This is a genomic window from Kushneria sp. AK178 (genome assembly GCF_053903105.1).
The window spans coordinates 579,179-600,166 of the sequence record NZ_CP096381.1 but is presented as its reverse complement, the minus strand read 5'-3'; the positions used below and the strand labels follow the sequence as shown (position 1 = coordinate 600,166).

The window sequence follows — 20,988 nt, the reverse complement described above, 5'->3', positions numbered from 1 at the left end:
CGCCCCGCTCGATCCGCGGGCCGGGCCCTGAACAGGCGCCAACAATGACAACGCACGGCCTGCCTTTCATCATCAGGGGAGAACACGAGTGAAGATAGGCGCACCAAAAGAGAGTGCTCGAGGCGAGGCGCGGGTCGCGCTGACCCCGGAGAGCGCGAAGCAGCTGCAGAAACTGGGCCATGCGTGCCTGGTGGAAACGGGCGCGGGGGCCGGCGCGGGCTTTGCCGATGAGGCCTATCGCGAGGCGGGTGTCAGTGTCGTGGAGAGCGCCGCCGCGCTCTGGCGCGAGGCCGAGGTGGTCATCAAGGTGCGCGAGCCCAGTGATGAAGAGGCCGACACCCTGCGCGAAGGCCAGACGCTGATTGCGTTCTTCTGGCCCGCCCAGAACGAGGCCATGCTGGAGAAGTGCCGCGCGACGGGCGCCACCGTCATCGCCATGGACATGGTGCCGCGCATCTCGCGGGCCCAGAAGATGGACGCGCTCTCCTCCATGGCCAACATCGCCGGCTACCGCGCGGTGATCGAGGCGGGCAACCAGTTCGGGCGCTTCTTTACCGGCCAGGTGACCGCCGCGGGCAAGGTGCCACCGGCGAAGGTGCTGGTGATCGGCGCCGGCGTGGCCGGACTTGCCGCCATCGGCACCGCCACCAGCCTGGGTGCGGTGGTGCGCGCCTTTGATGTGCGCCCGGAAGTCTCCGAGCAGATCGAGTCGATGGGCGCCGAATTTTTGTTTCTCGACTTCGACAACGCCCAGGACGGCTCGGAGAGCGGTGGCTACGCCGCCCCCTCGAGCCCCGAGTTCCGCGAAAAGCAGCTCGAGTGCTTCCGCGAGCAGGCATCTGATGTCGACATCGTCATCACCACCGCCCTGATCCCCGGCAAGCCGGCGCCGAAGCTGTGGCTCGAGGACATGGTCGCGGCCATGAAGCCCGGCTCGGTGGTCATCGATCTGGCTGCCGAGAAGGGTGGCAACTGCGATCTGACGCAAGCCGACGAGCGCGTGGTGAGTGACAATGGCGTGATCGTGGTCGGCTATACCGACTACCCCTCGCGCATGGCCACCCAGTCCTCGCTTCTGTACGCCACCAACATCCGCCACATGTTGACCGATCTGACGCCGGAGAAGGACGGCGTGATCCACCACAACATGGACGATGACGTCATTCGCGGTGCCACGGTCACCCACCAGAATGAAATCACCTTCCCGCCGCCGCCGCCGAAGGTGAAGGCGATCGGGGCGTCAAAGCCCCAGCCGAAGGAGAAGGAACCCACCGCGGAAGAGAAACGTGCCGCCGAACACGCCGAGTTCAAGTCGCAGACCAAACGCCAGGTGGGCATGCTGGCCGTGGGCGGCGCACTGATGCTGCTGCTGGGTCAGGTCGCGCCGGCCTCGTTCATGCAGCACTTCATCGTTTTCGTGCTGGCGTGTTTCATCGGCTTTCAGGTGATCTGGAAGGTCAGCCACTCGCTGCATACGCCGCTGATGGCGGTGACCAATGCGATCTCCGGCATCATCATCCTGGGGGCGATACTGCAGATCGGCTCCGGCAGCGTGATTGTCAGCATTCTGGCAGCAATTTCGGTGCTGATTGCGACCATCAATATCGTGGGTGGCTTTCTGGTGACACGCCGGATGCTCGCCATGTTCCAAAAATCCTGAGCGGTCGGAAAACAACATGTTGAGTCAAGGGTTCGTATCTGCCGCGGCGATCGCGGCAAGCGTTTTGTTCATTCTGTCGCTGGGTGGTCTGAGCAATCAGGAAAAAGCCAAGCGCGCCGTCTGGTACGGCATCATCGGCATGGCCGTGGCGGTCTTTTTTACCGCCTTCGGCCCCGGCATCGGCGGTTATTGGCTGATGATCCCGATGATCATCATTGGCGCGGTGATCGGCGCCCGGCTGGCGCGCCGGGTCGAGATGACCGAGATGCCCCAGCTGGTGGCGGCGCTGCACAGCTTTGTGGGTCTGGCCGCCGTTTTTGTGGCCTGGAGCGCCGATCTGGAGCGCCGCCGGGTGCTCGCCGAACGCGCCGCCGATGGCGCCATGCAGGACTTCTCTGCCTTCGCCGCGCTGGTCGCCACCAAGGCGCCGGACGAGCTGATGTTTCTGCAGATCGAGGTGGTGCTGGGCATCTTCATCGGCGCGGTCACCTTTACCGGCTCGGTCATCGCCTTCGGCAAGCTGGCCGGCAGGGTGGATGGCAAGCCGCGCCAGCTGCCCGGCGGCCATCTGCTCAACGCCGGCGCTGCCGTGCTGTCGCTGCTGCTGGCGATCCTGTATCTCAACGGCGCCGGCTTCTGGACGCTGCTGCTGCTGGCGGGGCTGGCCTTTTTCATCGGCTATCACCTGATCATGGGCATCGGCGGCGCCGACATGCCGGTGGTGGTGTCGATGCTCAACAGCTACTCCGGCTGGGCGGCGGCGGCCATCGGCTTCACGCTCTCCAACGATCTGTTGATCGTGACCGGCGCGCTGGTGGGCTCCTCGGGCGCGATTCTCTCCTACATCATGTGCAAGGCGATGAACCGCAACTTCGTCAACGTCATCCTCGGCGGCTTTGGTGGCAGCCAGGGGCCGGCGGCGGAGATCGAGGGCGAGCAGGTCGCAATCGATGCCAACGGGGTGGCCGGGGCGCTCAACGATGCCGAGCGCATCATCATCGTGCCCGGCTACGGCATGGCGGTGGCCCAGGCGCAGACCGCGGTGAGCGATCTGGTGCGCAAGCTGCGTGGGGCCGGCAAGGAGGTGCGCTTTGGCATCCACCCGGTTGCCGGGCGCCTGCCGGGACACATGAACGTGCTGCTGGCGGAGGCGAAAGTGCCCTATGACATCGTGCTGGAGATGGATGAGATCAACGACGACTTCGCCGACACCGACGTGGTGATCGTCATCGGCTCCAACGACATCGTCAATCCGGCCGCCCAGGAAGATCCCACCAGCCCCATCGCCGGCATGCCGGTGCTGAAGGTGTGGGAGGCCCGGCAGGTCTTCATCTGCAAGCGCGGCCAGGGCACCGGCTACTCGGGCATCGAAAACCCGCTGTTTTTCAAGGAGAACAGCCGCATGTTCTACGGCGATGCCCGCGAGAGCATCAACGCGCTGCTGCCGATGGTGGAGTAGCGTTACGCCGCCCTGACCGGATCATGATGTCCGGTCAGCGGGCCGCTGCCGGCCGACCGATCCGAAGCGCGGACAAACGGTCGCGATTCTGGAATAATTCGCGCCCATTGCGATCACAGCACCCCGTCGAGGCCTCGATGGGGTGCTGTTCTTTGGTCCGGCAGCAGCGAGCAAGGCAATGGCTTCTACTTCTTCACACACGCACGCCACCGGCGCGCCCCGTCCGCCCGGCATGCTGGATGCGCTTTTCCCCATCGTCGCCGTCATCCTCATGCTGGCACTGAGCGTGACGCTCTTTGGCGCCGACGCCTCCAGCGGCCCGACGCAGATTGCGCTGATCATGGGCGCCATGCTGGCCGCCCTGGTGGGCCTGAAAAACGGCCATCGGTGGGCGTCCATCGAGGAGGGCATCAACCACGGCATTCATCTCTCACTGGGCGCGATCCTGATTCTGCTCTCGGTGGGCGCGATGATCGGCACCTGGACGCTGGGCGGGGTGGTGCCGACGATGATCTACTACGGCCTCGAGATTCTCTCGCCCCACTACTTCTACGCCACGGCCTGTCTGCTGTGCGCGCTGGTCTCGGTGTCGGTGGGCAGCTCCTGGACGGTGGCCGGCACCATCGGCATCGGATTGATCGGCATCGCCAACGGGCTGGGGCTCTCCACGGCGATTACCGCCGGCGCCATCATTTCCGGCGGCTATTTCGGCGACAAGATGTCGCCGCTGTCCGACACCACCAATCTGGCGCCGGCCTCGGCCGAGGCGGAGCTTTTCGCCCACATCCGCCACATGCTCTGGACCACCACGCCGAGTCTGATCCTGGCGCTGATCATTTTTCTGGTGCTGGGGCTGGGCGGGCCGGAGCAGGTGGCCACCCCCGAGCGCATTCTCGCCATTCAGCAGACCCTGAGCGATCACTTCACCCTCAGCGGCTGGCTGCTGCTGCCCCTGCTGGCGCTGCTGGTGATGGCGTGGAAGCAGATGCCGGCCTTTCCGACCATTTTCATCGGCGCCATGCTGGGCGTGGTGTTTGCCCTGATCTTTCAGCGCGAGGCGGTGGTGGGTCTTGCCGATACGCCCTCGCTGGGACATGCCATGGCGCTTTTAAAAGGCAGCTGGATCGCCCTGTATGACGGCTACAGCGCCCACACCGGCAACGACGCGATCGATGCTCTGCTCACCAATGGCGGCATGGCCAGCATGCTGACCACGGTGTGGCTGATTCTCTCCGCCATGACCTTTGGCGGTGTCATCGAGCGGCTGGGGCTGCTGGAGCGCGCCGTCAGCGGCCTGCTGCGCGTGGCGCGCAGCACCTCATCGCTGATTCTCTCGACGCTGGCCACCGGTCTTGCCACCAACGTCGTCACCGGCGATCAGTATCTTTCGGTGGTGCTGCCCGGGCGCATCTACAAGGCGGAATTTCAGCGCCGCCGGCTCAAGCCGGTCAACCTGTCGCGCGCGCTGGAGGACTCCGGCACCATCACCTCACCGCTGATTCCGTGGAACAGCTGCGGCGCCTACATGGCGGCCACGCTCGGGGTCGCCACGCTGAGCTACGCGCCCTTTGCCTTTTTCAACCTGATCAATTTAGGCATCGCCACGCTCTACGCCCTGATCGGCTTTCGGGTCACGCGCATGAGCGACGATGAGGCGCCCGCTCGAGAGGAAGAACTACCTACCCTCTCGGACGGCCAGATCATCGACGAGCAGTACGAGTCGAGCGCCGCGCGCCCCTGACCCCGGCTCGAACACGGCCCATCTCCTGATACGACAACGCCGGCCCGAGGGCCGGCGCTGTTCGAGCATCCAGTGACAGGATCACTCGTCGCGATCGACGGTCATCCCGGCCCAGACCTGGCGCACGGGCTGGATCTCGAGATAGTTGATGTTGAGATGCGCCGGCAGGGTGGCGACGTGGAACATCTGCTCGGCGATGTCCTCGGCCGACATCGGCGTGGTGCTGTTATAGAGCTGGTCCGAGGCGGCCTGATCGCCTTTGGTGCGCACCAGGGTGAACTCGGTCTCGGCCATGCCGGGGGCGATATCGGTGACGCGCACGCCGGTGCCCAGCAGGTCGCAGCGCAGGTTGTAGCTGAACTGCTCGACGAACGCCTTGGTCGCGCCGTAGATATGGCTGCCCTTGTAGGGCCACTTGCCGGCGGTCGAGCCGACGTTGATGATGCTGGCGCCCGCGCCAACCTCGATCAGACCCGGCAGCAGCGCGTGGGTCACGTTGACCAGACCCTTCACGTTGGTGTCGATCATGGTATGCCAGTCCTCGAGCGCCACGTCCTGGGCCGGCTCCGGGGCCAGCGCCAGGCCGGCGTTATTGAGCAGCACGTGGACAGGGGCCAGGGACTCTGGCAGTTCATCAACGGCCTGTTTCACCGCCGCCTCGTCCCGCACGTCCAGCTCGACGATATGAACGGCCACCCTGTCGGAGAGCTCCTGCTCCAGCTCTTCGAGGCGCTCGCGGCGGCGGCCGGTCAATACCAGCGACCAACCGGCCTCGGCAAAGCGACGGGCGGCGGCGCGGCCGAACCCGGAAGTGGCACCGGTAATGAAAACACTCTTGTTCATGGGCTTTCTCCTTCGCTCAATGGTCAGTGATCCAGCATCGTCCATGTTGCTGTCGCCCGATCAGGCGTTCGAGGAGTTCGCCTGCGCACCGGCATTCGCCGCCGCGCGCCGGGTCGCATAGCGCCGCGCCAGCATGGCGCAGACAAACAGCTGAATCTGGTGAAACAGCATCAGGGGCAGCAGCGCACTGCCGACCTGCCCGGCCGGGAACAGCACGTTGGCCATGGGCACGCCGGAGGCCAGCGTCTTTTTGGAGCCGCAGAAGACAATGGCGACTTCGTCCTCGCGTGAAAAGCCCATCAGCCGGCTGACGGTCCGGGTGATCAGCAATACCAGCGCCAGCAGCACGCAGTCCACCATCACCATGGTGGCGATGCTGACGCCATCGACCTGCTGCCACAACCCGCCGACGATCGCCTCGCTGAAGGCCAGATAGACCACCATCAGAATCGAGCCGCGATCGACGATGGCCAGCGGCGCCTTGTGCTCGCGTATCCACTGCCCGATCCAGGGCTGCAGCAGCTGACCCAGCAGAAAGGGTGCCAGAAGCTGTAGCAGAATATTGCCGATGGCGCCCAGCGATGGTCCGGCGCCGGCATCGGCGTTGACGCTGAGCACCAGCCCCAGAAGGATCGGCGTGATGAACATGCCCAGAATGTTGGAGGCCGTGGCCGAACAGATCGCCGCGGCCACGTTGCCGCCGCCAATCGAGGTAAAGGCGATCGAGGACTGCACGGTGGAGGGCAGCACGCACAGAAACAAAACGCCCGTATAGAGCGCCGGCGACAGTAGCGCCGGTGACAGCAGGCCGATGGCCAGTCCCAGCAGCGGGAACAGCGCAAAGGTCACCAGAAAGATCACCAGATGCAGCCGCCAGTGGGTCATGCCCTGTACAACGGTTCGGGGCGACAGTCGCGCCCCGTGAAGAAAGAACAGCAGACCGATGGCGATGGTGGTGGCCACCGAAAACCACTCGGCGTAGCGGCCGGAAATCGGCAGTAGCGAGGCCAGCACGACGGTGCCGACAAGATAGAGGAGGAACTTGTCGATATTGAGACGGGCAATCAGGGACACGGCAGACTCGACGCTCAAGCATTCTGAATTGTTGGATCAGCCGGGCCTTCGCCCCGGCCGAGCGTCGATCATACGCCAGCACTGCGGATTTGGCACGAACGGCCTGACGGGCCGGGCGGCCATGAAAAAAGCGCCCGGAGGCGCTTTTTCCTGCACCGGCGCGGGATCAGTGGTTCTCGCCGCGGCCGGTTTTGTGCTGAAGATCGTCGATCAGTTTCGAGGCATCGGCCTTGCTGAGATTCTCGTCGAAATCGACGCCGGCTTCCTCGCACAGCGTGCGCAGATAAGAGGCCTGCGCGCCGGTCATGCTCTCGTCGCCGGTCGCCCAGTCGTTGGGGTCCTTTTCGAGATTGCTGGCCTGATCGTCGTGGCCGGGATCTTCCGTGCGGTTTGTCATGTATTCTCTCCGTGAACCGACATGTCCATACTGGTTAAAAATATAGACGATTGTGCGCGCAGTGCACGTGCTCGTCGGCTATCTTTGACCAATGACGTGTTGTATATGGCTCAACGTATGTTATGGCGAGCCACACGGCCGAATGTTTGTATAAAAAATGACTGTTATTGCCATTGAAGGCGAGCCGGTCCGTAACACCCGAATCATGTTTCAAGGAGCAGAATCATGGAAGGTATCCTCGGCAACTACCGCGACGTTGTGCGCGAAGGCGGCTATACCCTGACCACCGAGCAGGCGCCGCCGCGTGATACGCCGCTGGAGTGCATCTACATCGACAGCAGGAGCCAGTCGATCCGTACCACCAACGCCCGACTGGGCCTGGCCAAGAGCCAGACCTGGTGCGCCGATTGCGGGGTTACCGAAGCCCTGATCAGCGGCTCCTCTTCCTTTATCTCATCGGTGGCCTGGCGCGCCGGCGACCCCAGCCAGTAATTTTTCGAGTGGCGCCTGTTTGAGCGGGCGCTACTGCTGTACAACGCCGCCGCTTCAGGCGGCGTTCACTGCCCGAGCAACGTTCTTCCCCACTGTCCGTCGGCAACAGCTGGCCGAGCCCCCGGTTTCGATCCATACTGCAGTACCCTCTCTTGTTCTGCGGTATGGATATGCCCGAACACACCCCGGTTCACGACCGCTCACGCCGGCTTCGCCACCGCCTGCCGGTACGCGCCTGGCACTGGATCAATCTCTGGTGTCTGATCGTTTTGCTGATGAGCGGCCTGCAGATCTTTAACGCCCACCCCGCCCTTTACTGGGGCAGCGCGTCCCACTTTGACACCCCTTGGCTCGAGATGTATGCCACGCGCACCAGTGACGGCAGCATCGATGGCATCACCGCGCTGGGCCCGTGGCAGTTCACCACCACCGGGGTGCTGGGCTATTCAGGCGAGAGCGTGCGCGGCTTTCCCGCCTGGGCGACGCTGCCGAGCTATCAGTTTCTGAGCATGGGCCGGATATGGCACTTCTTCTTTGCCTGGCTGTTTGCCATCAGCGGCGCGCTGTATGCCCTGTATGTCCTGCTCAGCGGCCACTTCCGGCGCAATTTCTGGCTCGGCGTCAGTGACTGGCGCGGGCTGGGTCGGGATATCGTCAATCACCTGAAGCTGCGCTTTCATGCCCACTCGGGCAAGTACAACAGCCTGCAGAAGCTGAGCTATCTGAGCGTGGTGTTTGTGGCGCTGCCGCTGATGATCGTGACCGGACTTTGCATGTCGCCGACCATCAACGCTGCCGCCCCCTGGCTGCTGGAGCTGTTCGGCGGCCGCCAGAGCGCCCGCTCGATCCATTTCATCACGGCCTTTTCGCTGGTGCTGTTTGTCGTGGTCCACGTGGCGATGGTGCTGCTGTCCAACCCGCTGCGCCAGCTGCGCGGCATGATCACCGGGCGCGTACCAGCCCGGTCACGATCGTCCGATTCGGAGTCATCGTCATGAGCCGTCGCCCGCCACCGGACATTTCACTGACGCGCCGTGCCCTTACACGCCGTGCCCTGCTGCAGCGCTCCCTGCTGGGCGCCGCCGCGCTGGGACTGGCCGGCTGCGACCGGCTGTCCGAAAACGATGCCGTCGTCTCGCTGCTCGCCAGCGCCGAGACACTCAATCTCAAGGCGCAGCGGCTGCTGGCAGAGCGTGAATCACTGGCGCTCGAATATCCGGCCTCGATGATCTCACCAGTCTTTCGACCCAACGGCACGGTGGACCCGCAGACCGCGCTGTATCGGCAGCTGGCCGCCAACGATTTTGCCGACTGGCGCCTCACGGTCGATGGACTGGTGCGCCGCCCGCTGGAACTCTCGCTGGAGACGCTGCGCGCCATGCCCTCGCGTACCCAGATTACCCGCCACGACTGCGTGGAGGGCTGGAGCGCCATCGGTCAGTGGTCCGGCCCGGTGCTGGGCGACATTCTGGAGCAGGCCGGTGTCCGCCCCTCGGCGCGCTATGTGGTGTTTCACTGCATGGATCAGCTCGATGGCGAGCACGACTATTACGAAAGCATCGACATGGTCGAGGCCTTCCACCCCCAGACCCTGCTGGCCCACTCGCTCAACGGCGAGCCGCTACCGGTGGGCAATGGCGCACCGCTGCGCCTGCGCGTGGAGCGACAGCTCGGCTACAAGATGGCCAAATATCTCAAGGGCATCACCCTGGTCGAGCACTTCGACGATATCCAGGGCGGCAAGGGCGGCTACTGGGAGGACCGCGGCTATACCTGGTACGCGGGCATCTAGCGCACCGCTACTGCTTTGGTCGTGCCCGAGCGGTCACGAATTGACAAACCCTTGTGCCAGGCTGAACTAAAGGACACCCGGCGCAATGCACCGCATCAGTGCGCCTCGGCCCATCCGATTCAGGAGTATGTTCGATGACGCAACACAAGACGTTTCGCCCCACCCTGCTGGCCTCGGCCATCGCGCTGGCCTGCGCTGTCTCGGCAGGCTCTGCGCTGGCCGCCGATCAACCGGCCGAAACCCCCGAGCACCTGCGCGGCACCATCACCGCCGTCAGCGATCACGGTTTCAGCGTTGAATCGACCCGCGACGGCAGCACCCACGAGGTCCGCCTGAGCGATGACACCCGTCTGGCCGGCGTCACGCCCTCGAGTCTGGACGAGATTCAGGAAGGCACCTTCATCGGTACCGCCAATGCGCCCGGCGACAACGGCCAGGCCTCGACAGCGCTGGAAGTGGTGATCTTTCCCGAGTCCATGAAGGGCACCGGCGAGGGCGACTACCCATGGGATACCCCGCGCGGCCATGATCAGGGCGGTCAGGGCGACAGTGGCAAAATGGGCGGCGCCGACGGCGGCTCGACCATGACCAACGGCACCGTCAGCCAGAGCGATGACGGCAAAATGGGTGGCGCCAGCGGCGGCTCGACCATGACCAACGGCACCGTCAGCCAGAGTGATGACGGCAAAATGGGCGGCGCCGGCGGCGGCTCGACCATGACCAACGGCACCGTCAGCCAGAGCGACAGCGCTGATCAGAACATGATGACCCTGACCGTGGACTACGGTGACGGCAGCAAGCAGATCATGGTGCCGCGCGACGTGCCGGTCGTGGCCGTTCAGAAGGCCACCATGGATGATATCAAAAAGGGCGAAGCGGTCTTTGTGGCCGGCGATCTGTCCGCCTCGCCCGTACAGGCGAAGGTCGTGATTGTCGGCCTCGATGGCACCATCCCGCCGATGTAAACGCGCCTTTGATGCCCGGTGGCCTCATCGGGCATCAACTGTTCAGCACGAAATGCATCACGCCACTGCACAGCCGATCGTTGCCGGCCCACAGCCTGCCGGCGGTGATCGGCAGCCTGAAACGCCGCTTGCCGGCGCTGCCCGGATTGAAATAAAGCCGCTTCTCCCCTGAGTCTTCCTCGATCCACTGCTGACGCGGCTTGTGGGAGTGACCAAACAGCACGGCGTGACAGTCTGTTGCGGTATCAAAGTCGGCAATGTCATGCACCAGATGCAGCCGCCAGCCGTTGACCCGGATATCACGCCGCATGGGCAGGGCCTCGCACCACGCCTGCCGATCGATATTGCCGCGTACCGTCACCAGCGGCGCCAGTTCGGCCAGCCGTTCGAGAATGGTCGGATCGCCGACATCCCCCAGATGCAGGATCAGCGCGCACCCTTCGAGTGCGCTCAGCGCCTCGTCGCGCAGCAGGCCGTGGGTATCGCTGATCACGCCCACGGGGGTCTCGATCGAAAAAACGCCCTGATCACACAGCGGCAGCGTCATCTTCTCTCCTGACAGCACAAAGGCCCCGTTCGGGGCCTTTTACATGACTGGCTCAAACATGGATCAACTCGTAACGCCTTTCGGCGACTCACCCTTTTGAAATTCTTCATAGGTGACGCTGCCCTGCTCATCCACGTGGCACTGGACATTAAAGACGGTGTTGCCGTGGCCCATCATGTTGATGTGGAGCTCCATCTCCTCGCCCTTTTCGTAATCACTCGCGTTTTGCTGATCCATCAAAAGCCGAGAGCTTTCGAACTCATCACCGTCCTTGCTTTCCATCGCGGCATCATGGCACTGCTGGACCAGCTCACGCTCTTGTTGTGGCACGTCGGCCGACTCTTCGACAGAAGCCTGCGCCATCTGAGCGACACCGGCCATCGCCAGCGTCACTGCACCCGCGCACCACATACCCTTGTGTACTTTCATGATTCATCCCTGAACGTTGAGGTCATGGCCAGTATAGGAACTTCTGGTGCAACTTACCCGGAATTGTGTCTGGCTCCGCCCCATGATGGACCGCCATCGGGCCCCGACACCAACAATGATTTGCACCCTTTTGTCGGTGCTCGTATGGTGCATGGCGTTTTTCATCGGCCCCTGTCGAGCGTTTCGCTCCCGAGCCTTATCTGCTGCTGGATACTGTCATGGCAACTTCTTTTGAACGTGGCTTTTTCGGCCATCCCCGCCCGCTGGGCCCGCTCTTTTTTACCGAAATGTGGGAGCGCTTCTCGTTCTACGGCATTCGCCCGCTTTTGGTGCTCTACATGGCGGCCACGCTTGCCGACGGCGGACTGGGCATCCCCCGCGATACGGCGGCTGCCATCGTGGGCATTTTCGGCGGCATGATCTATTTGAGCGCCCTGCCGGGCGGCTGGCTGGCCGATAACTGGCTGGGCCAGCGCCGCGCGGTCTGGTACGGCTCGATTCTGATTGCGCTGGGCCATCTCTCCATTGCGCTGTCGGCGCTGTGGGGCGCTCCCATGTTTTATATCGGCCTGATCCTGCTTGTGCTGGGCTCGGGTATTTTCAAGACCTGCATGGCGGTCATGGTCGGCACGCTCTACCCGGAAGGCGACGGCCGACGCGACGGGGGCTTTTCGATCTTCTACATGGGCATCAATCTGGGTGCCGTGATTGCGCCGCTGATCACGGGTCTTGCCATGGACAGTGGCGGCTGGCACTGGGGCTTTGGCGCCGGCGGCATCGGCATGCTGGTGGCGCTTTTCATCTTTCGCGTGTTCGCCATTCCGGCCATGAAACGCTTTGATCGGGAGCACGGGCGTGAATCGAGCTGGGATGCCCCGGTCAATCGGCGCCGCCATGTCGGCACCGGCGTGACGATCTGCCTGCTGCTGGTCGCGCTGATCACCACCCTCGGGCTGACCGGCGTGATCACCTTTAACCCGGTCATGATCGCCACCGTCATGAGCTACGTGGTGGGGCTGTTCGTGCTGGGCTGGTTTCTCTATCTGATGTTTTTCAGCGGTCTGGATCGCACGGGCCGCGCCCGGGTGATCGTCTGTCTGGTGCTCTTCGTGGCCGCGGCGCTGTTCTGGGCCTCGTTCGAGCAGCAGCCCACCTCCTACAACCTGTTTGCGGCGGACTATACCAACCGCCAGGTGCTGGGCATGGAGATTCCCGTACTCTGGTTCCAGTCGCTCAACCCGCTATTCATCATCGTGCTGGCGCCGCTGTTTGGCTGGCTGTGGCCGGCCATGGCCCGGCGCGGCCTGGAGCCGTCCAGCACGACCAAGTTCAGCATCGGCCTTGTGTTTGCCGCCGCAGGCTTTGCCCTGATGATGGTGGCGGCCTGGCAGATTGTCGGCGGCGCCGGGCTGGTGTCGCCGCTGTGGATCGTTTCGAGCCTGTTGCTGCTGACCCTGGGCGAGCTCTGTCTGAGCCCGGTGGGGCTTTCCACCATGACCGAGCTGGCGCCGACGCCGATCCGCGGGCAGATCATGGGCATCTGGTTTGCCGCCACGGCGCTGGGCAATCTGGTCGCCGGGTTGATCGGCGGCCACGTCAGTGCCGAGCAGGTCAATCAGCTGCCCGAGCTTTTCGGGCGCTGCGCCCTGGCGCTGCTGATCGGGGCCGTCATACTCATGATATTGATCCGCCCCATCCGTCATCTGCTTGGACGGGATGCCCATGACGATGCCGGCCACGCCGCTCAGGAGACCTGATAAATGATCGCTTCCCTCGACACGCCGGCACAGCAGCGCCACGCCCTGCGACGAGTCATGGCACAACACGGCCTGTGTGGTGGTGCGCCACCCCTTGCCTGTTAGCGCCCCGGGCGCCAGCGCGGCAACATGGCCGAACCGGCCGGTATGGTCCGGTCCGTTCGCGGTGCGGCTGATCACTCTGTTGCCGCTGCCTGTCATGGCGTGTCTTGCCTGATGCTGGATACGCATGGCGCTTTCATGGCTGTTGCTGCCGCTCTTGCGGGCGCGTCTGAACGCCTTGTCCAGAGCGCGCCCGGGTGGTCGCGCAGCGAGGCCCACCGGTCTAGTAGCGCAGAATGTCTACTATGCGACGCGTGTTGGTGATCTCCTCGACAGGATTACCCTCCAGCACCAGAAACTGCGCCCGGGCGCCTTCGTTGATGCGTCCCAGATCATCGATACCCAGCATATCCGCAGCGCTTGAGGTTGCGGCGGTCAACACGGCAAGCGGCGCCATGCCGGCCTCGACCATCAGCGCCATCTCGCGGTGTTCGGCGATGCCGGGTACGCGCAGGGCTGTGGCGCCGGAGTCGGTGCCCATCACGATACGGATGTCGCCGTGGCTTGCAACGCGGGCAAGGTTGGCCATGTTCGTGGCCACGGCATCACGCGCCTCTCGGGTATCCTCGTCATCGAGCGTCTGCTCGCGCCACGCCTCATCCTCGATCTGTGCGCGAAGCTCGGCGCTGAATCCCTGGGCGAAGAAGTCATCCTCCAGCCATTCGGGGTGCTCGGCGTAGACATACTCTGCCTCGTCGATGCCGATCGAGGGGATGTACCAGGTGCGCTGCTCGGCCATTTGCGCCAGCAGCGCCTCGTCAATCTCCTTGTCACGAATACCATGGGCAAGAATGTCGATACCTGCATCGAGCGCTGCCCGGGCATCCTCGGCATCGTGAATGTGTGCGGCGATCCTGAGCCCTTGCGCATGGGCCTCCTGCGCTGCCGCCGTGTAGATCCCGGGCGCCATCTCGGGGACGCTGCCGTCCATGTCATCGATCCATACCTTGATCATGTCCACGCCGGCATCGGCCATCTCCTGCACGCCCTGGCGAGCCTCGGAGGGGGTACCGGGGCGAAGGACCTGCTCATCGAGAACATTCATGGCATCGGCCGGCGGGGCGCCGTCAGGCACGCCGATGCCGGGGCCTGCGCCGTAAAGATCGGCCCCTTGATGGTCGCGGCCACGCAGCGTCTCTCGCAGCTCATGAAACAGGGGCGGATTCATGCCCAGGGCATTGACCGCCGAGATGCCGAACGCGGCAAACTGATCCAGGTCGCGGGTTACGGTCTCCCGGGAGTAGTACTGCCCACCATGCTCGAGGCCCTTCACGGTGCCCGTGTGGCTGTGTCCGGCAATCAGCTCGGGCATCAAAAAGTGCTCGGTGTGGTCGACCCGGTGACTCCCCTCTGAAACGTCAATCTCCGACTGCGGGCCCACGGTTACCACGCGGCCATTGTCTACGACAATACGAGCGTTCTCGATAACGTTCCGGCCATCGAATACCTGACCGGCGTCAATGACGTGCTCCTGGGCCAGGGCGGGTAGTGTGGCCACGGCACAGGCGAAGGCTGCCGTGAAGGGTAGACGAAAGGTTTTCATGGGTTCTTCCGAGGATGGGTGCAGGCTGGTACGAAAGTGTCCGTTTCAGTGTAGATAAACTCATCCATTCAGCGAGGCGTGCCTGTCTGTCAGGTGTGTGTATTCAAAAGCCCCGCCCTGGCGTCATGCCGGTCGATCAAGGTTTTCATTCACCAACCGACGATGCGATAGTCCGGTATCAGTGACCTGCTGATACCGGACATGTCATGCCTGTCAGTCAGGCCATCGATGCCATCGCCCGTATAAGCACCTGCTCGGCAAGCCCCCATGACAATGCCGGCCACCGCCTCCAGGAGACCCCGCAATGACGCTTTCCACCGACACGCCGGCACAGCGGCTCCACGCCCTGCGACAGGTCATGGCGCAACGCAATATCGATGCCTGGCTGGCACCCTCTTCCGACCCGCATCTGTCCGAATACCTGCCCGGCCACTGGCAGGGGCGCGAGTGGCTGTCGGGGTTTACCGGCTCGGTCGGCACGCTGCTGGTCACCCGGGAATTTGCCGGCCTGTGGGTCGACAGCCGCTACTGGGTACAGGCCGAGCAGGAGCTTGCCGGCAGCGGCATCGAGATGATGAAAACGGCTCAGGGCCAGCAGATTCTGGCGCCGATCGACTGGCTCGCCGTCCATCATCAAACGCCCTTCACGCTGGGGCTGGATGGCAGCGTCGTGCCGCTGGCGGCCCATCGCGCCTTCAGGGCCCGGCTGGGCGAGGCGGTCACGATCGAGTCCGGCAGCGACCTGCTCGAGGAGATCTGGATCGACCGGCCGGCACTGCCGCAGGCACCGATAACGGCCCATGAGGCGGCCTGGACCGGCCGGTCCCGCGCCGAGCGCCTGACGCGTCTGTCCCGGGCCATGTGTGAAGCCAATGCCGATACGCACCTGATCTCGACGCTGGATGACGTCGCCTGGCTTTTCAATCTGCGCGGCAGCGACGTGGACTACAACCCGGTCTTTCTGGCCCATGCCCTGGTGGATGCCCACCACACCCGGCTGTTTCTCGATCGCGACAAGGTCTCGCCCTCGCTGCACGAGGCGCTCGCCGATGACGGCGTGGTGCTGCATGACTATGCCGACATCCGCGACCACCTGGCCCGTCTGCCCGAAGGCACGCGGCTTTTGATCGACCCGGCCCGGGTCACGCTGGCGCTGGTTCAGGCCCTGCCGGCGCACGTCACGCTGGTGGAATCCTTTCAGCCGACAACGCTTTCCAAGGCGTGCAAGAGCGCCCCGGGAATCGCGCACGTGCGCGCCGCCATGACCCGCGACGGCGCGGCGTTGTGCCGCTTTCTGTGCTGGCTCGAGGCAACGCTGACCGAGGGCGACGCCCTTGATGAGCTGACCATTGACGCGCGCCTGACCGCTGAGCGCACGCGGGAGAAGCATTTTGTGTCACGCAGCTTCCCCACCATCGCCGGCTTTAACGCCAACGGCGCCCTGCCGCACTACCGCGCCACCGAGACGGCGCATGCCAGCATCGAGGGTCAGGGACTGCTGCTGATCGACTCCGGCGCCCAGTATCTTGACGGCACCACCGACATTACCCGGGTCATTCCGGTGGGCGAGCCGACGCCCGCCCAGCAGGCGGATTACACCCGCGTACTCAAGGGCATGATGGCGCTGTCGCGCACCCGCTTTCCGGAGGGGCTCGAAGCGCCGCGGCTGGACGCCATCGCCCGTGCGCCGCTGTGGGAGGCGGGCCTGGATTACGGCCACGGCACCGGCCACGGGGTAGGCTATTTCCTCAACGTCCACGAAGGCCCGCAGGTCATCTCCCGCGGCGCGCAGCCCACGCCGCAGACCGCCATGCGCGAGGGCATGATCACCTCGATCGAACCGGGGCTCTATCGCCCGGGTCAGTGGGGCATTCGCATCGAAAATCTCGTCGCCAACCGCCGGGCAATCGATGGCGTCGAGCCCGGGGCGGACACCTTCCTCGAGTTCGAAACGCTCACCCTGTGCCCCATCGATACCCGCCTGATCGAGCTCTCACTGCTGCGCGACGACGAGATCATTTGGCTGGATGACTATCACCGCACGGTGTTCGAGCGTCTGGCCCCACAGCTTGATGAGGAAACCCGAAACTGGCTGGCCGGGAAGACGCAGCCGCTGGCGCGCTGAGCGCCGGCGGCCGGCATGACAACGCCCCGACCGGGGCCGGGGCGTTGAGTGGGGTCGGCCCTTCGAGGGTCAGCTTGCGGCCGGAAGCCTGAACGAGGCCATCAGTCGGCGCAGGGTGCTGGTCTGCTCCTCCAGCGAAGTGGCTGCCGCCGAGGTCTGCTCGACCATCGCGGCATTTTGCTGCGTGACATCATCCATCTGGCTGATCGCCTGATGAATCTGGTCGATGCCGCTGCTCTGCTCGTCGGAGCCGACCCGGATCTCGTCGGTGATCGCGGCCACGCGCTCGATCCCTTCCTGCAGTGTCTGCATGGCGGCACCGGCGTTGTTGACCCGGGTGACGCCATCGCGCACCCGCTCACCCGAGGTCTCGATCAGCGATCGGATATCGCCGGCCGCCGAGGCGCTGCGCTGCGCCAGGCCCCGCACCTCGTTGGCGACCACGGCAAAACCGCGCCCGTGCTCGCCGGCCCGGGCGGCTTCAATGGAGGCGTTCAGGGCCAGCAGATTGGTGCGAAAGGCAATGCTGTCGATCATGGCAGTGATCTCCGACATGCGCTCCGAGTCCTGATGAATCGACTGCATGGTGGTCACCACCTCATGGATGAGCTCGCCGTTCTCCTTCGCCGTAGTGGAGGCGCTCAGCGCCATCTCGCCGGCCTGACGGGTGTGCTCGGCGTTGCGGCCGGCCGTGGTGTGAATCTGCTGGGTGCTGGCCGAGGTCTGCTCGAGCGATGCCGCCTGCTCCTCGGTGCGCTGCGACATGTCCGTATTGGCCGAGGCGATCTGACCGGCGGCCGTGGCGATGGTCTCTGCACCGTTGCGCACCTCGCCGACGATCCGGGTCAGCCCTTCGCCCATCTCGTTGAGCGCCCGCGAAAGCTGAGCGCACTCGTCACGCCCGCGCACCGTCAGACGGCTGGTGAGATCCCCTTCCGCGACCTTCTGCGCCATGTCGACCGCATCAAAGATCGGCCGCACGATGGCCCGGGCAATCATGACGCCCAGCCCCAGGGCGAGCAGCAGCCCAATGCCGAGCGCCCCCAGCAGCAGCCACTTCTGCTGGCGCAGCTCGCTGATCTGAGCCGTCAGCTGATCCTGCAGCAGACTGACCGCCACATCGCTCAGGGCGAACTGCGCCTCGATGGTGTCGGTCAATGTCTCGAAATAGTCCTGCGCCGGCGCTGTCAGGGTCTGCGCCGAGAGAAGTGACTCATCGACAAGCGCCAGCCCCTGCGACAGCTGCGCGGTGGCGGTCTGCAGGGGCGCCTGCAGCGAGTCCGCCACCCCGGGCTGCAGGGTCATCACGCGGTTGAAGGCATGCTCGAGCTCACGCTGGCTGGACAGGGCCTGACGCCGCAGTGCCTGCAGGGTGGCGCGCTCATCGAAGGTGGCATCGCCACGGGCAAGCAGCCCGGCGCCCCGGCCCCGCAGCTGGCCCAGCGCCTCGGTCAAAGGCGGCATCGCCACGAAACTGCCCTGCACCAGCTGATAGGTATCGCCCTGAGAGGTCAGACTCAGCCGGAAGTCGTCGAGCAGATAGCGGGCAGCGGCCAGCTGGTTGTCGAGCAGCACCGTATGCGCCTCGAAACTCTGCGACGCGCCGGGCAGGTCACCGCCAAACAGCGACCGAACATCGCGCCATTCGCCGGTGATCGTCTGCCAGACATCGGCGGCATTGGCGCTGTCGGGCTGCGCGGCGATCAGCTCGGCGGTGCGGGCATAGGCCTGGTCCGCCTCGTCTCTCAGCGCCCGGCAGGGCGCCTCGGCCGAGGCATCGCCGTTGAGCAGACGGGCACACATGCCCCGGTGCTGCTGTGTCAGGCCGATGGTGGTGAGAATGGCCCGCGCCGGCGCCAGCCCCTGCAGCCGGGTGACCCGGTTATTCAGTGACTCGTTGATGGACTGAACAAACAGTGCGGTGGGAATCGCGGTCATCAGCAGGGCCAGAAAGCCCAGCACCATGAATTTCTGACGCAGCGTCAGTTTCGAGAGTAGCGAGCTCATGCGATGGGTCCTGTCACGGGAAACCTGGGCAGGCGCGATGCCTGTTCGTATCATGTGTTACGAATTACATCGGCCGTTGCTAAAGTTTCCTTGACCCCGGACAGGCCTAAAAAAACGCCCCGGTCGTGGCCGGGGCGTTTTTTGACAAAGCCAGCATGAGGATCAGGTCAAATCACAGCTCATCGGTTTCATCAGGCAGGTCGGTGATGGCGCCCAGCGAGGCCGAGCTGACCGTGCGGGCGTACTTGGCCATCGCGCCGCGGGTGTAGCGCGGCTTCGGGCGCTGCCAGGCCTCGCGCCGGCGCGTCATTTCGGCCTCGTCGATGTGCAGCGTCATGACATCGTTTTCGGCGTCGATGGTGATCTGATCACCATTCTCGACCAGCGCGATCGGCCCGCCGTTGAAGGCTTCCGGTGTGATGTGACCGACCACGAAGCCGTGGCTGCCGCCGGAGAAGCGCCCGTCGGTGATCAGCGCCACACTGTCACCCAGCCCGCGACCCATGATGGCGGAGGTCGGCGTGAGCATTTCACGCATGCCCGGGCCACCGCGCGGCCCCTCGTAGCGAATCACCAGCACGTCACCGGCGACCACGGTCAAATCATTGATGCGCGCCTGGGCTTCCTCTTCGGAGTTGAACACCCGCGCCGTGCCGGTAAAGCGGGTGCCCTCCTTGCCGGTGATCTTGGCAACCGACCCTTCCGGGGCCAGGTTGCCGTAGAGCACGCGCAGGTGGCTGGAGGCCTTCACCGGGTTGTCCAGCGGCTTGATGATGTTCTGGTCATCCGGATAGGGCGCGACATCGGCCAGGTTCTCGGCCAGCGTCTCGCCGGTCACGGTCAGGCAGTCACCGTGGAGCAGCCCGGCATCGAGCAGGGTTTTCATCAGCGGCTGAATGCCACCGATGGCGACCAGCTCGCTCATCATGTAGTGGCCACTGGGACGCAGATCCGCCACCACCGGCACGCGCTTGCCGATCTCGGTGAAGTCATCAAGGGTGAGCTCGACGCCAATGGTGTTGGCAATCGCGATGAGGTGCAGCACCGCGTTGGTGGAGCCACCGAGTGCGATGACCACGGTGATGGCATTTTCAAACGCCCGGCGGGTCATGATGTCGGAGGGCTTGATGTCGAGCTCGAGCAGCTTGAGCACGGCCGCGCCCGCCTCATGGCTGTCGTCCTGCTTGGTCTGCGACACGGCGTTCTGTGCCGAGGAGTTGGGCAGGCTCATGCCCAGCGCCTCGATGGCAGACGCCATGGTGTTGGCGGTGTACATGCCGCCGCACGAGCCCGGCCCGGGAATGGCGGTCTCCTCGATGCGCTTGACGTCGATAAGATCCATGTTGCCCTGGGAGTGGGCGCCCATCGCCTCGAACACCGAGACGATATCGGTGTGGCCCTCGCCCGGCAGGATAGTGCCGCCGTAAACGAAGATGCCGGGACGGTCCAGACGCGCCAGTCCCATCATGCAGCCGGGCATGTTCTTGTCGCAGCCGCCGATGGCGATCACGCCGTCAAAGCCCTCGCAGCCGGCCACGGTCTCGATGGAGTCGGCGATGACCTCGCGCGAGATCATCGAGTACTTCATGCCCTCGGTGCCGTTGGCAATGCCGTCACTGATGGTGATGGTGTTGAACACCACGCCCTTGCCGCCGGCGGCGTCGGCGCCGTCGCTGGCGGCATCGGCCAGCACGTTGATGTGGCTGTTGCAGGGGGTGACGCGGCTCCAGGTGGAGGCGATACCGACCTGGGGCTTTTTGAAATCCTCGTCATTGAAGCCTACCGCGCGCAGCATGGCGCGACTGGCAGCCTTGCCGGGGCCGTCCACCACGGGCGATGAATGGCGACGGGTGTGGCTTCGGTCATTGGCAAGCGGGGCACTGGAGGGGCTATCCGGCCGGTCTTCCTGGCTCATGATCTGATCACTTTTAATGGCAATGAATACGAACAGGTTCCGGGCCGGGCCGTGCGGGGAAACGGGCCCGAAACCCACGAAAGCGCTGTCGATAGCGACACGGCAGGGCCATGGTGGCGTGCGTTCACAACGCCTGTCGG

The 20,988-nt window shown here is 64.4% G+C and carries 17 protein-coding genes; 9 read left to right on the top strand and 8 right to left on the bottom strand.

All coding sequences use genetic code 11. From position 1 onward, the window contains the following. Positions 1-88: 88 nt before the first annotated feature. From M1D97_RS02760 to nhaC, 3 genes are all read left to right on the top strand, one after another. A complete protein-coding gene (locus M1D97_RS02760; RefSeq protein ID WP_456269224.1) occupies positions 89-1,660 on the top strand; it encodes a Re/Si-specific NAD(P)(+) transhydrogenase subunit alpha in 1,572 nt (523 codons plus the stop codon). A 16-nt stretch (positions 1,661-1,676) separates the two neighbouring features. Beyond that, positions 1,677-3,119 carry an NAD(P)(+) transhydrogenase (Re/Si-specific) subunit beta gene (locus tag M1D97_RS02755; protein ID WP_456269223.1) on the top strand — a complete coding sequence of 481 codons (1,443 nt, stop codon included), beginning with the start codon at positions 1,677-1,679 and terminating at the stop codon, positions 3,117-3,119. A 178-nt stretch (positions 3,120-3,297) separates the two neighbouring features. Continuing rightward, the gene (nhaC, locus tag M1D97_RS02750) at positions 3,298-4,860 is read left to right on the top strand and encodes a Na+/H+ antiporter NhaC (RefSeq protein WP_456269222.1); all 1,563 of its coding nucleotides are present in this window, start codon (positions 3,298-3,300) and stop codon (positions 4,858-4,860) included. Between the two features lie 81 nt (positions 4,861-4,941). Here nhaC and M1D97_RS02745 read toward each other — a convergent pair whose 3' ends face one another. From M1D97_RS02745 to M1D97_RS02735, 3 genes are all read right to left on the bottom strand, one after another. After that, positions 4,942-5,703 carry an SDR family NAD(P)-dependent oxidoreductase gene (locus tag M1D97_RS02745; RefSeq protein WP_456269221.1) on the bottom strand — a complete coding sequence of 254 codons (762 nt, stop codon included), beginning with the start codon at positions 5,701-5,703 and terminating at the stop codon, positions 4,942-4,944. A gap of 60 nt (positions 5,704-5,763) precedes the next feature. Then, the gene (locus M1D97_RS02740) at positions 5,764-6,777 is read right to left on the bottom strand and encodes a bile acid:sodium symporter family protein (protein ID WP_456269220.1); all 1,014 of its coding nucleotides are present in this window, start codon (positions 6,775-6,777) and stop codon (positions 5,764-5,766) included. Positions 6,778-6,943: 166 nt separating this feature from the next. Further along, positions 6,944-7,174, bottom strand: a complete 231-nt coding sequence (locus tag M1D97_RS02735) for a DUF3072 domain-containing protein (RefSeq protein WP_456269219.1) — start codon at positions 7,172-7,174, stop codon at positions 6,944-6,946. Between the two features lie 225 nt (positions 7,175-7,399). Here M1D97_RS02735 and M1D97_RS02730 point away from each other — a divergent pair, with 225 nt between their 5' ends. The 4 genes from M1D97_RS02730 to M1D97_RS02715 all read left to right on the top strand — a co-directional run bounded on the left by M1D97_RS02730 (position 7,400) and on the right by M1D97_RS02715 (position 10,423). Next, complete coding sequence (locus M1D97_RS02730; protein ID WP_456269218.1) at positions 7,400-7,666, top strand: hypothetical protein; 267 nt, start codon at positions 7,400-7,402, stop codon at positions 7,664-7,666. A 170-nt stretch (positions 7,667-7,836) separates the two neighbouring features. Continuing rightward, on the top strand, positions 7,837-8,664 hold the full coding sequence (locus tag M1D97_RS02725; RefSeq protein ID WP_456269217.1) for a cytochrome b/b6 domain-containing protein: 828 nt from the start codon (positions 7,837-7,839) through the stop codon (positions 8,662-8,664). After that, complete coding sequence (locus M1D97_RS02720; protein ID WP_456269216.1) at positions 8,661-9,458, top strand: molybdopterin-binding protein; 798 nt, start codon at positions 8,661-8,663, stop codon at positions 9,456-9,458. The genes M1D97_RS02725 and M1D97_RS02720 overlap by 4 nt, the downstream gene beginning before the upstream one ends. A 134-nt stretch (positions 9,459-9,592) precedes the next feature. Continuing rightward, a complete protein-coding gene (locus M1D97_RS02715) occupies positions 9,593-10,423 on the top strand; it encodes a hypothetical protein (RefSeq protein ID WP_456269215.1) in 831 nt (276 codons plus the stop codon). A 34-nt stretch (positions 10,424-10,457) separates the two neighbouring features. Here the strand turns inward: M1D97_RS02715 and M1D97_RS02710 are convergent, their stop codons facing one another. Beyond that, the gene (locus M1D97_RS02710) at positions 10,458-10,970 is read right to left on the bottom strand and encodes a metallophosphoesterase family protein (protein WP_456269214.1); all 513 of its coding nucleotides are present in this window, start codon (positions 10,968-10,970) and stop codon (positions 10,458-10,460) included. 63 nt (positions 10,971-11,033) lie between these two features. Then, on the bottom strand, positions 11,034-11,399 hold the full coding sequence (locus M1D97_RS02705) for a hypothetical protein (RefSeq protein ID WP_456269213.1): 366 nt from the start codon (positions 11,397-11,399) through the stop codon (positions 11,034-11,036). A 218-nt stretch (positions 11,400-11,617) separates the two neighbouring features. On the opposite strand from M1D97_RS02705, the gene M1D97_RS02700 reads away from it, so the two are divergent. Further along, positions 11,618-13,156, top strand: a complete 1,539-nt coding sequence (locus M1D97_RS02700) for a peptide MFS transporter (protein ID WP_456269212.1) — start codon at positions 11,618-11,620, stop codon at positions 13,154-13,156. Between the two features lie 325 nt (positions 13,157-13,481). Here M1D97_RS02700 and M1D97_RS02695 read toward each other — a convergent pair whose 3' ends face one another. Beyond that, complete coding sequence (locus tag M1D97_RS02695; RefSeq protein ID WP_456269211.1) at positions 13,482-14,801, bottom strand: amidohydrolase family protein; 1,320 nt, start codon at positions 14,799-14,801, stop codon at positions 13,482-13,484. Between the two features lie 304 nt (positions 14,802-15,105). Between M1D97_RS02695 and M1D97_RS02690 the strand changes: the two genes are divergently transcribed. Continuing rightward, a complete protein-coding gene (locus M1D97_RS02690; protein WP_456269210.1) occupies positions 15,106-16,926 on the top strand; it encodes an aminopeptidase P family protein in 1,821 nt (606 codons plus the stop codon). A gap of 69 nt (positions 16,927-16,995) precedes the next feature. Here the strand turns inward: M1D97_RS02690 and M1D97_RS02685 are convergent, their stop codons facing one another. Further along, positions 16,996-18,933 carry a methyl-accepting chemotaxis protein gene (locus M1D97_RS02685; RefSeq protein WP_456269209.1) on the bottom strand — a complete coding sequence of 646 codons (1,938 nt, stop codon included), beginning with the start codon at positions 18,931-18,933 and terminating at the stop codon, positions 16,996-16,998. A 172-nt stretch (positions 18,934-19,105) separates the two neighbouring features. After that, complete coding sequence (gene ilvD, locus M1D97_RS02680) at positions 19,106-20,848, bottom strand: dihydroxy-acid dehydratase (RefSeq protein WP_456269208.1); 1,743 nt, start codon at positions 20,846-20,848, stop codon at positions 19,106-19,108. Positions 20,849-20,988: the final 140 nt, after the last annotated feature.

Bases quoted from the DNA above. Each gene is read 5' to 3' on its own strand.
- M1D97_RS02755 (WP_456269223.1), top strand. From the start codon at position 1,677: ATGTTGAGTCAAGGGTTCGTATCTGCCGCGGCGATCGCGGCAAGCGTT.
- nhaC (WP_456269222.1), top strand. From the start codon at position 3,298: ATGGCTTCTACTTCTTCACACACGCACGCCACCGGCGCGCCCCGTCCG.
- M1D97_RS02745 (WP_456269221.1), bottom strand. From the start codon at position 5,703: ATGAACAAGAGTGTTTTCATTACCGGTGCCACTTCCGGGTTCGGCCGC.
- M1D97_RS02735 (WP_456269219.1), bottom strand. From the start codon at position 7,174: ATGACAAACCGCACGGAAGATCCCGGCCACGACGATCAGGCCAGCAAT.
- M1D97_RS02730 (WP_456269218.1), top strand. From the start codon at position 7,400: ATGGAAGGTATCCTCGGCAACTACCGCGACGTTGTGCGCGAAGGCGGC.
- M1D97_RS02725 (WP_456269217.1), top strand. From the start codon at position 7,837: ATGCCCGAACACACCCCGGTTCACGACCGCTCACGCCGGCTTCGCCAC.
- M1D97_RS02720 (WP_456269216.1), top strand. From the start codon at position 8,661: ATGAGCCGTCGCCCGCCACCGGACATTTCACTGACGCGCCGTGCCCTT.
- M1D97_RS02715 (WP_456269215.1), top strand. From the start codon at position 9,593: ATGACGCAACACAAGACGTTTCGCCCCACCCTGCTGGCCTCGGCCATC.
- M1D97_RS02710 (WP_456269214.1), bottom strand. From the start codon at position 10,970: ATGACGCTGCCGCTGTGTGATCAGGGCGTTTTTTCGATCGAGACCCCC.
- M1D97_RS02705 (WP_456269213.1), bottom strand. From the start codon at position 11,399: ATGAAAGTACACAAGGGTATGTGGTGCGCGGGTGCAGTGACGCTGGCG.
- M1D97_RS02700 (WP_456269212.1), top strand. From the start codon at position 11,618: ATGGCAACTTCTTTTGAACGTGGCTTTTTCGGCCATCCCCGCCCGCTG.
- M1D97_RS02695 (WP_456269211.1), bottom strand. From the start codon at position 14,801: ATGAAAACCTTTCGTCTACCCTTCACGGCAGCCTTCGCCTGTGCCGTG.
- M1D97_RS02690 (WP_456269210.1), top strand. From the start codon at position 15,106: ATGACGCTTTCCACCGACACGCCGGCACAGCGGCTCCACGCCCTGCGA.
- M1D97_RS02685 (WP_456269209.1), bottom strand. From the start codon at position 18,933: ATGAGCTCGCTACTCTCGAAACTGACGCTGCGTCAGAAATTCATGGTG.
- ilvD (WP_456269208.1), bottom strand. From the start codon at position 20,848: ATGAGCCAGGAAGACCGGCCGGATAGCCCCTCCAGTGCCCCGCTTGCC.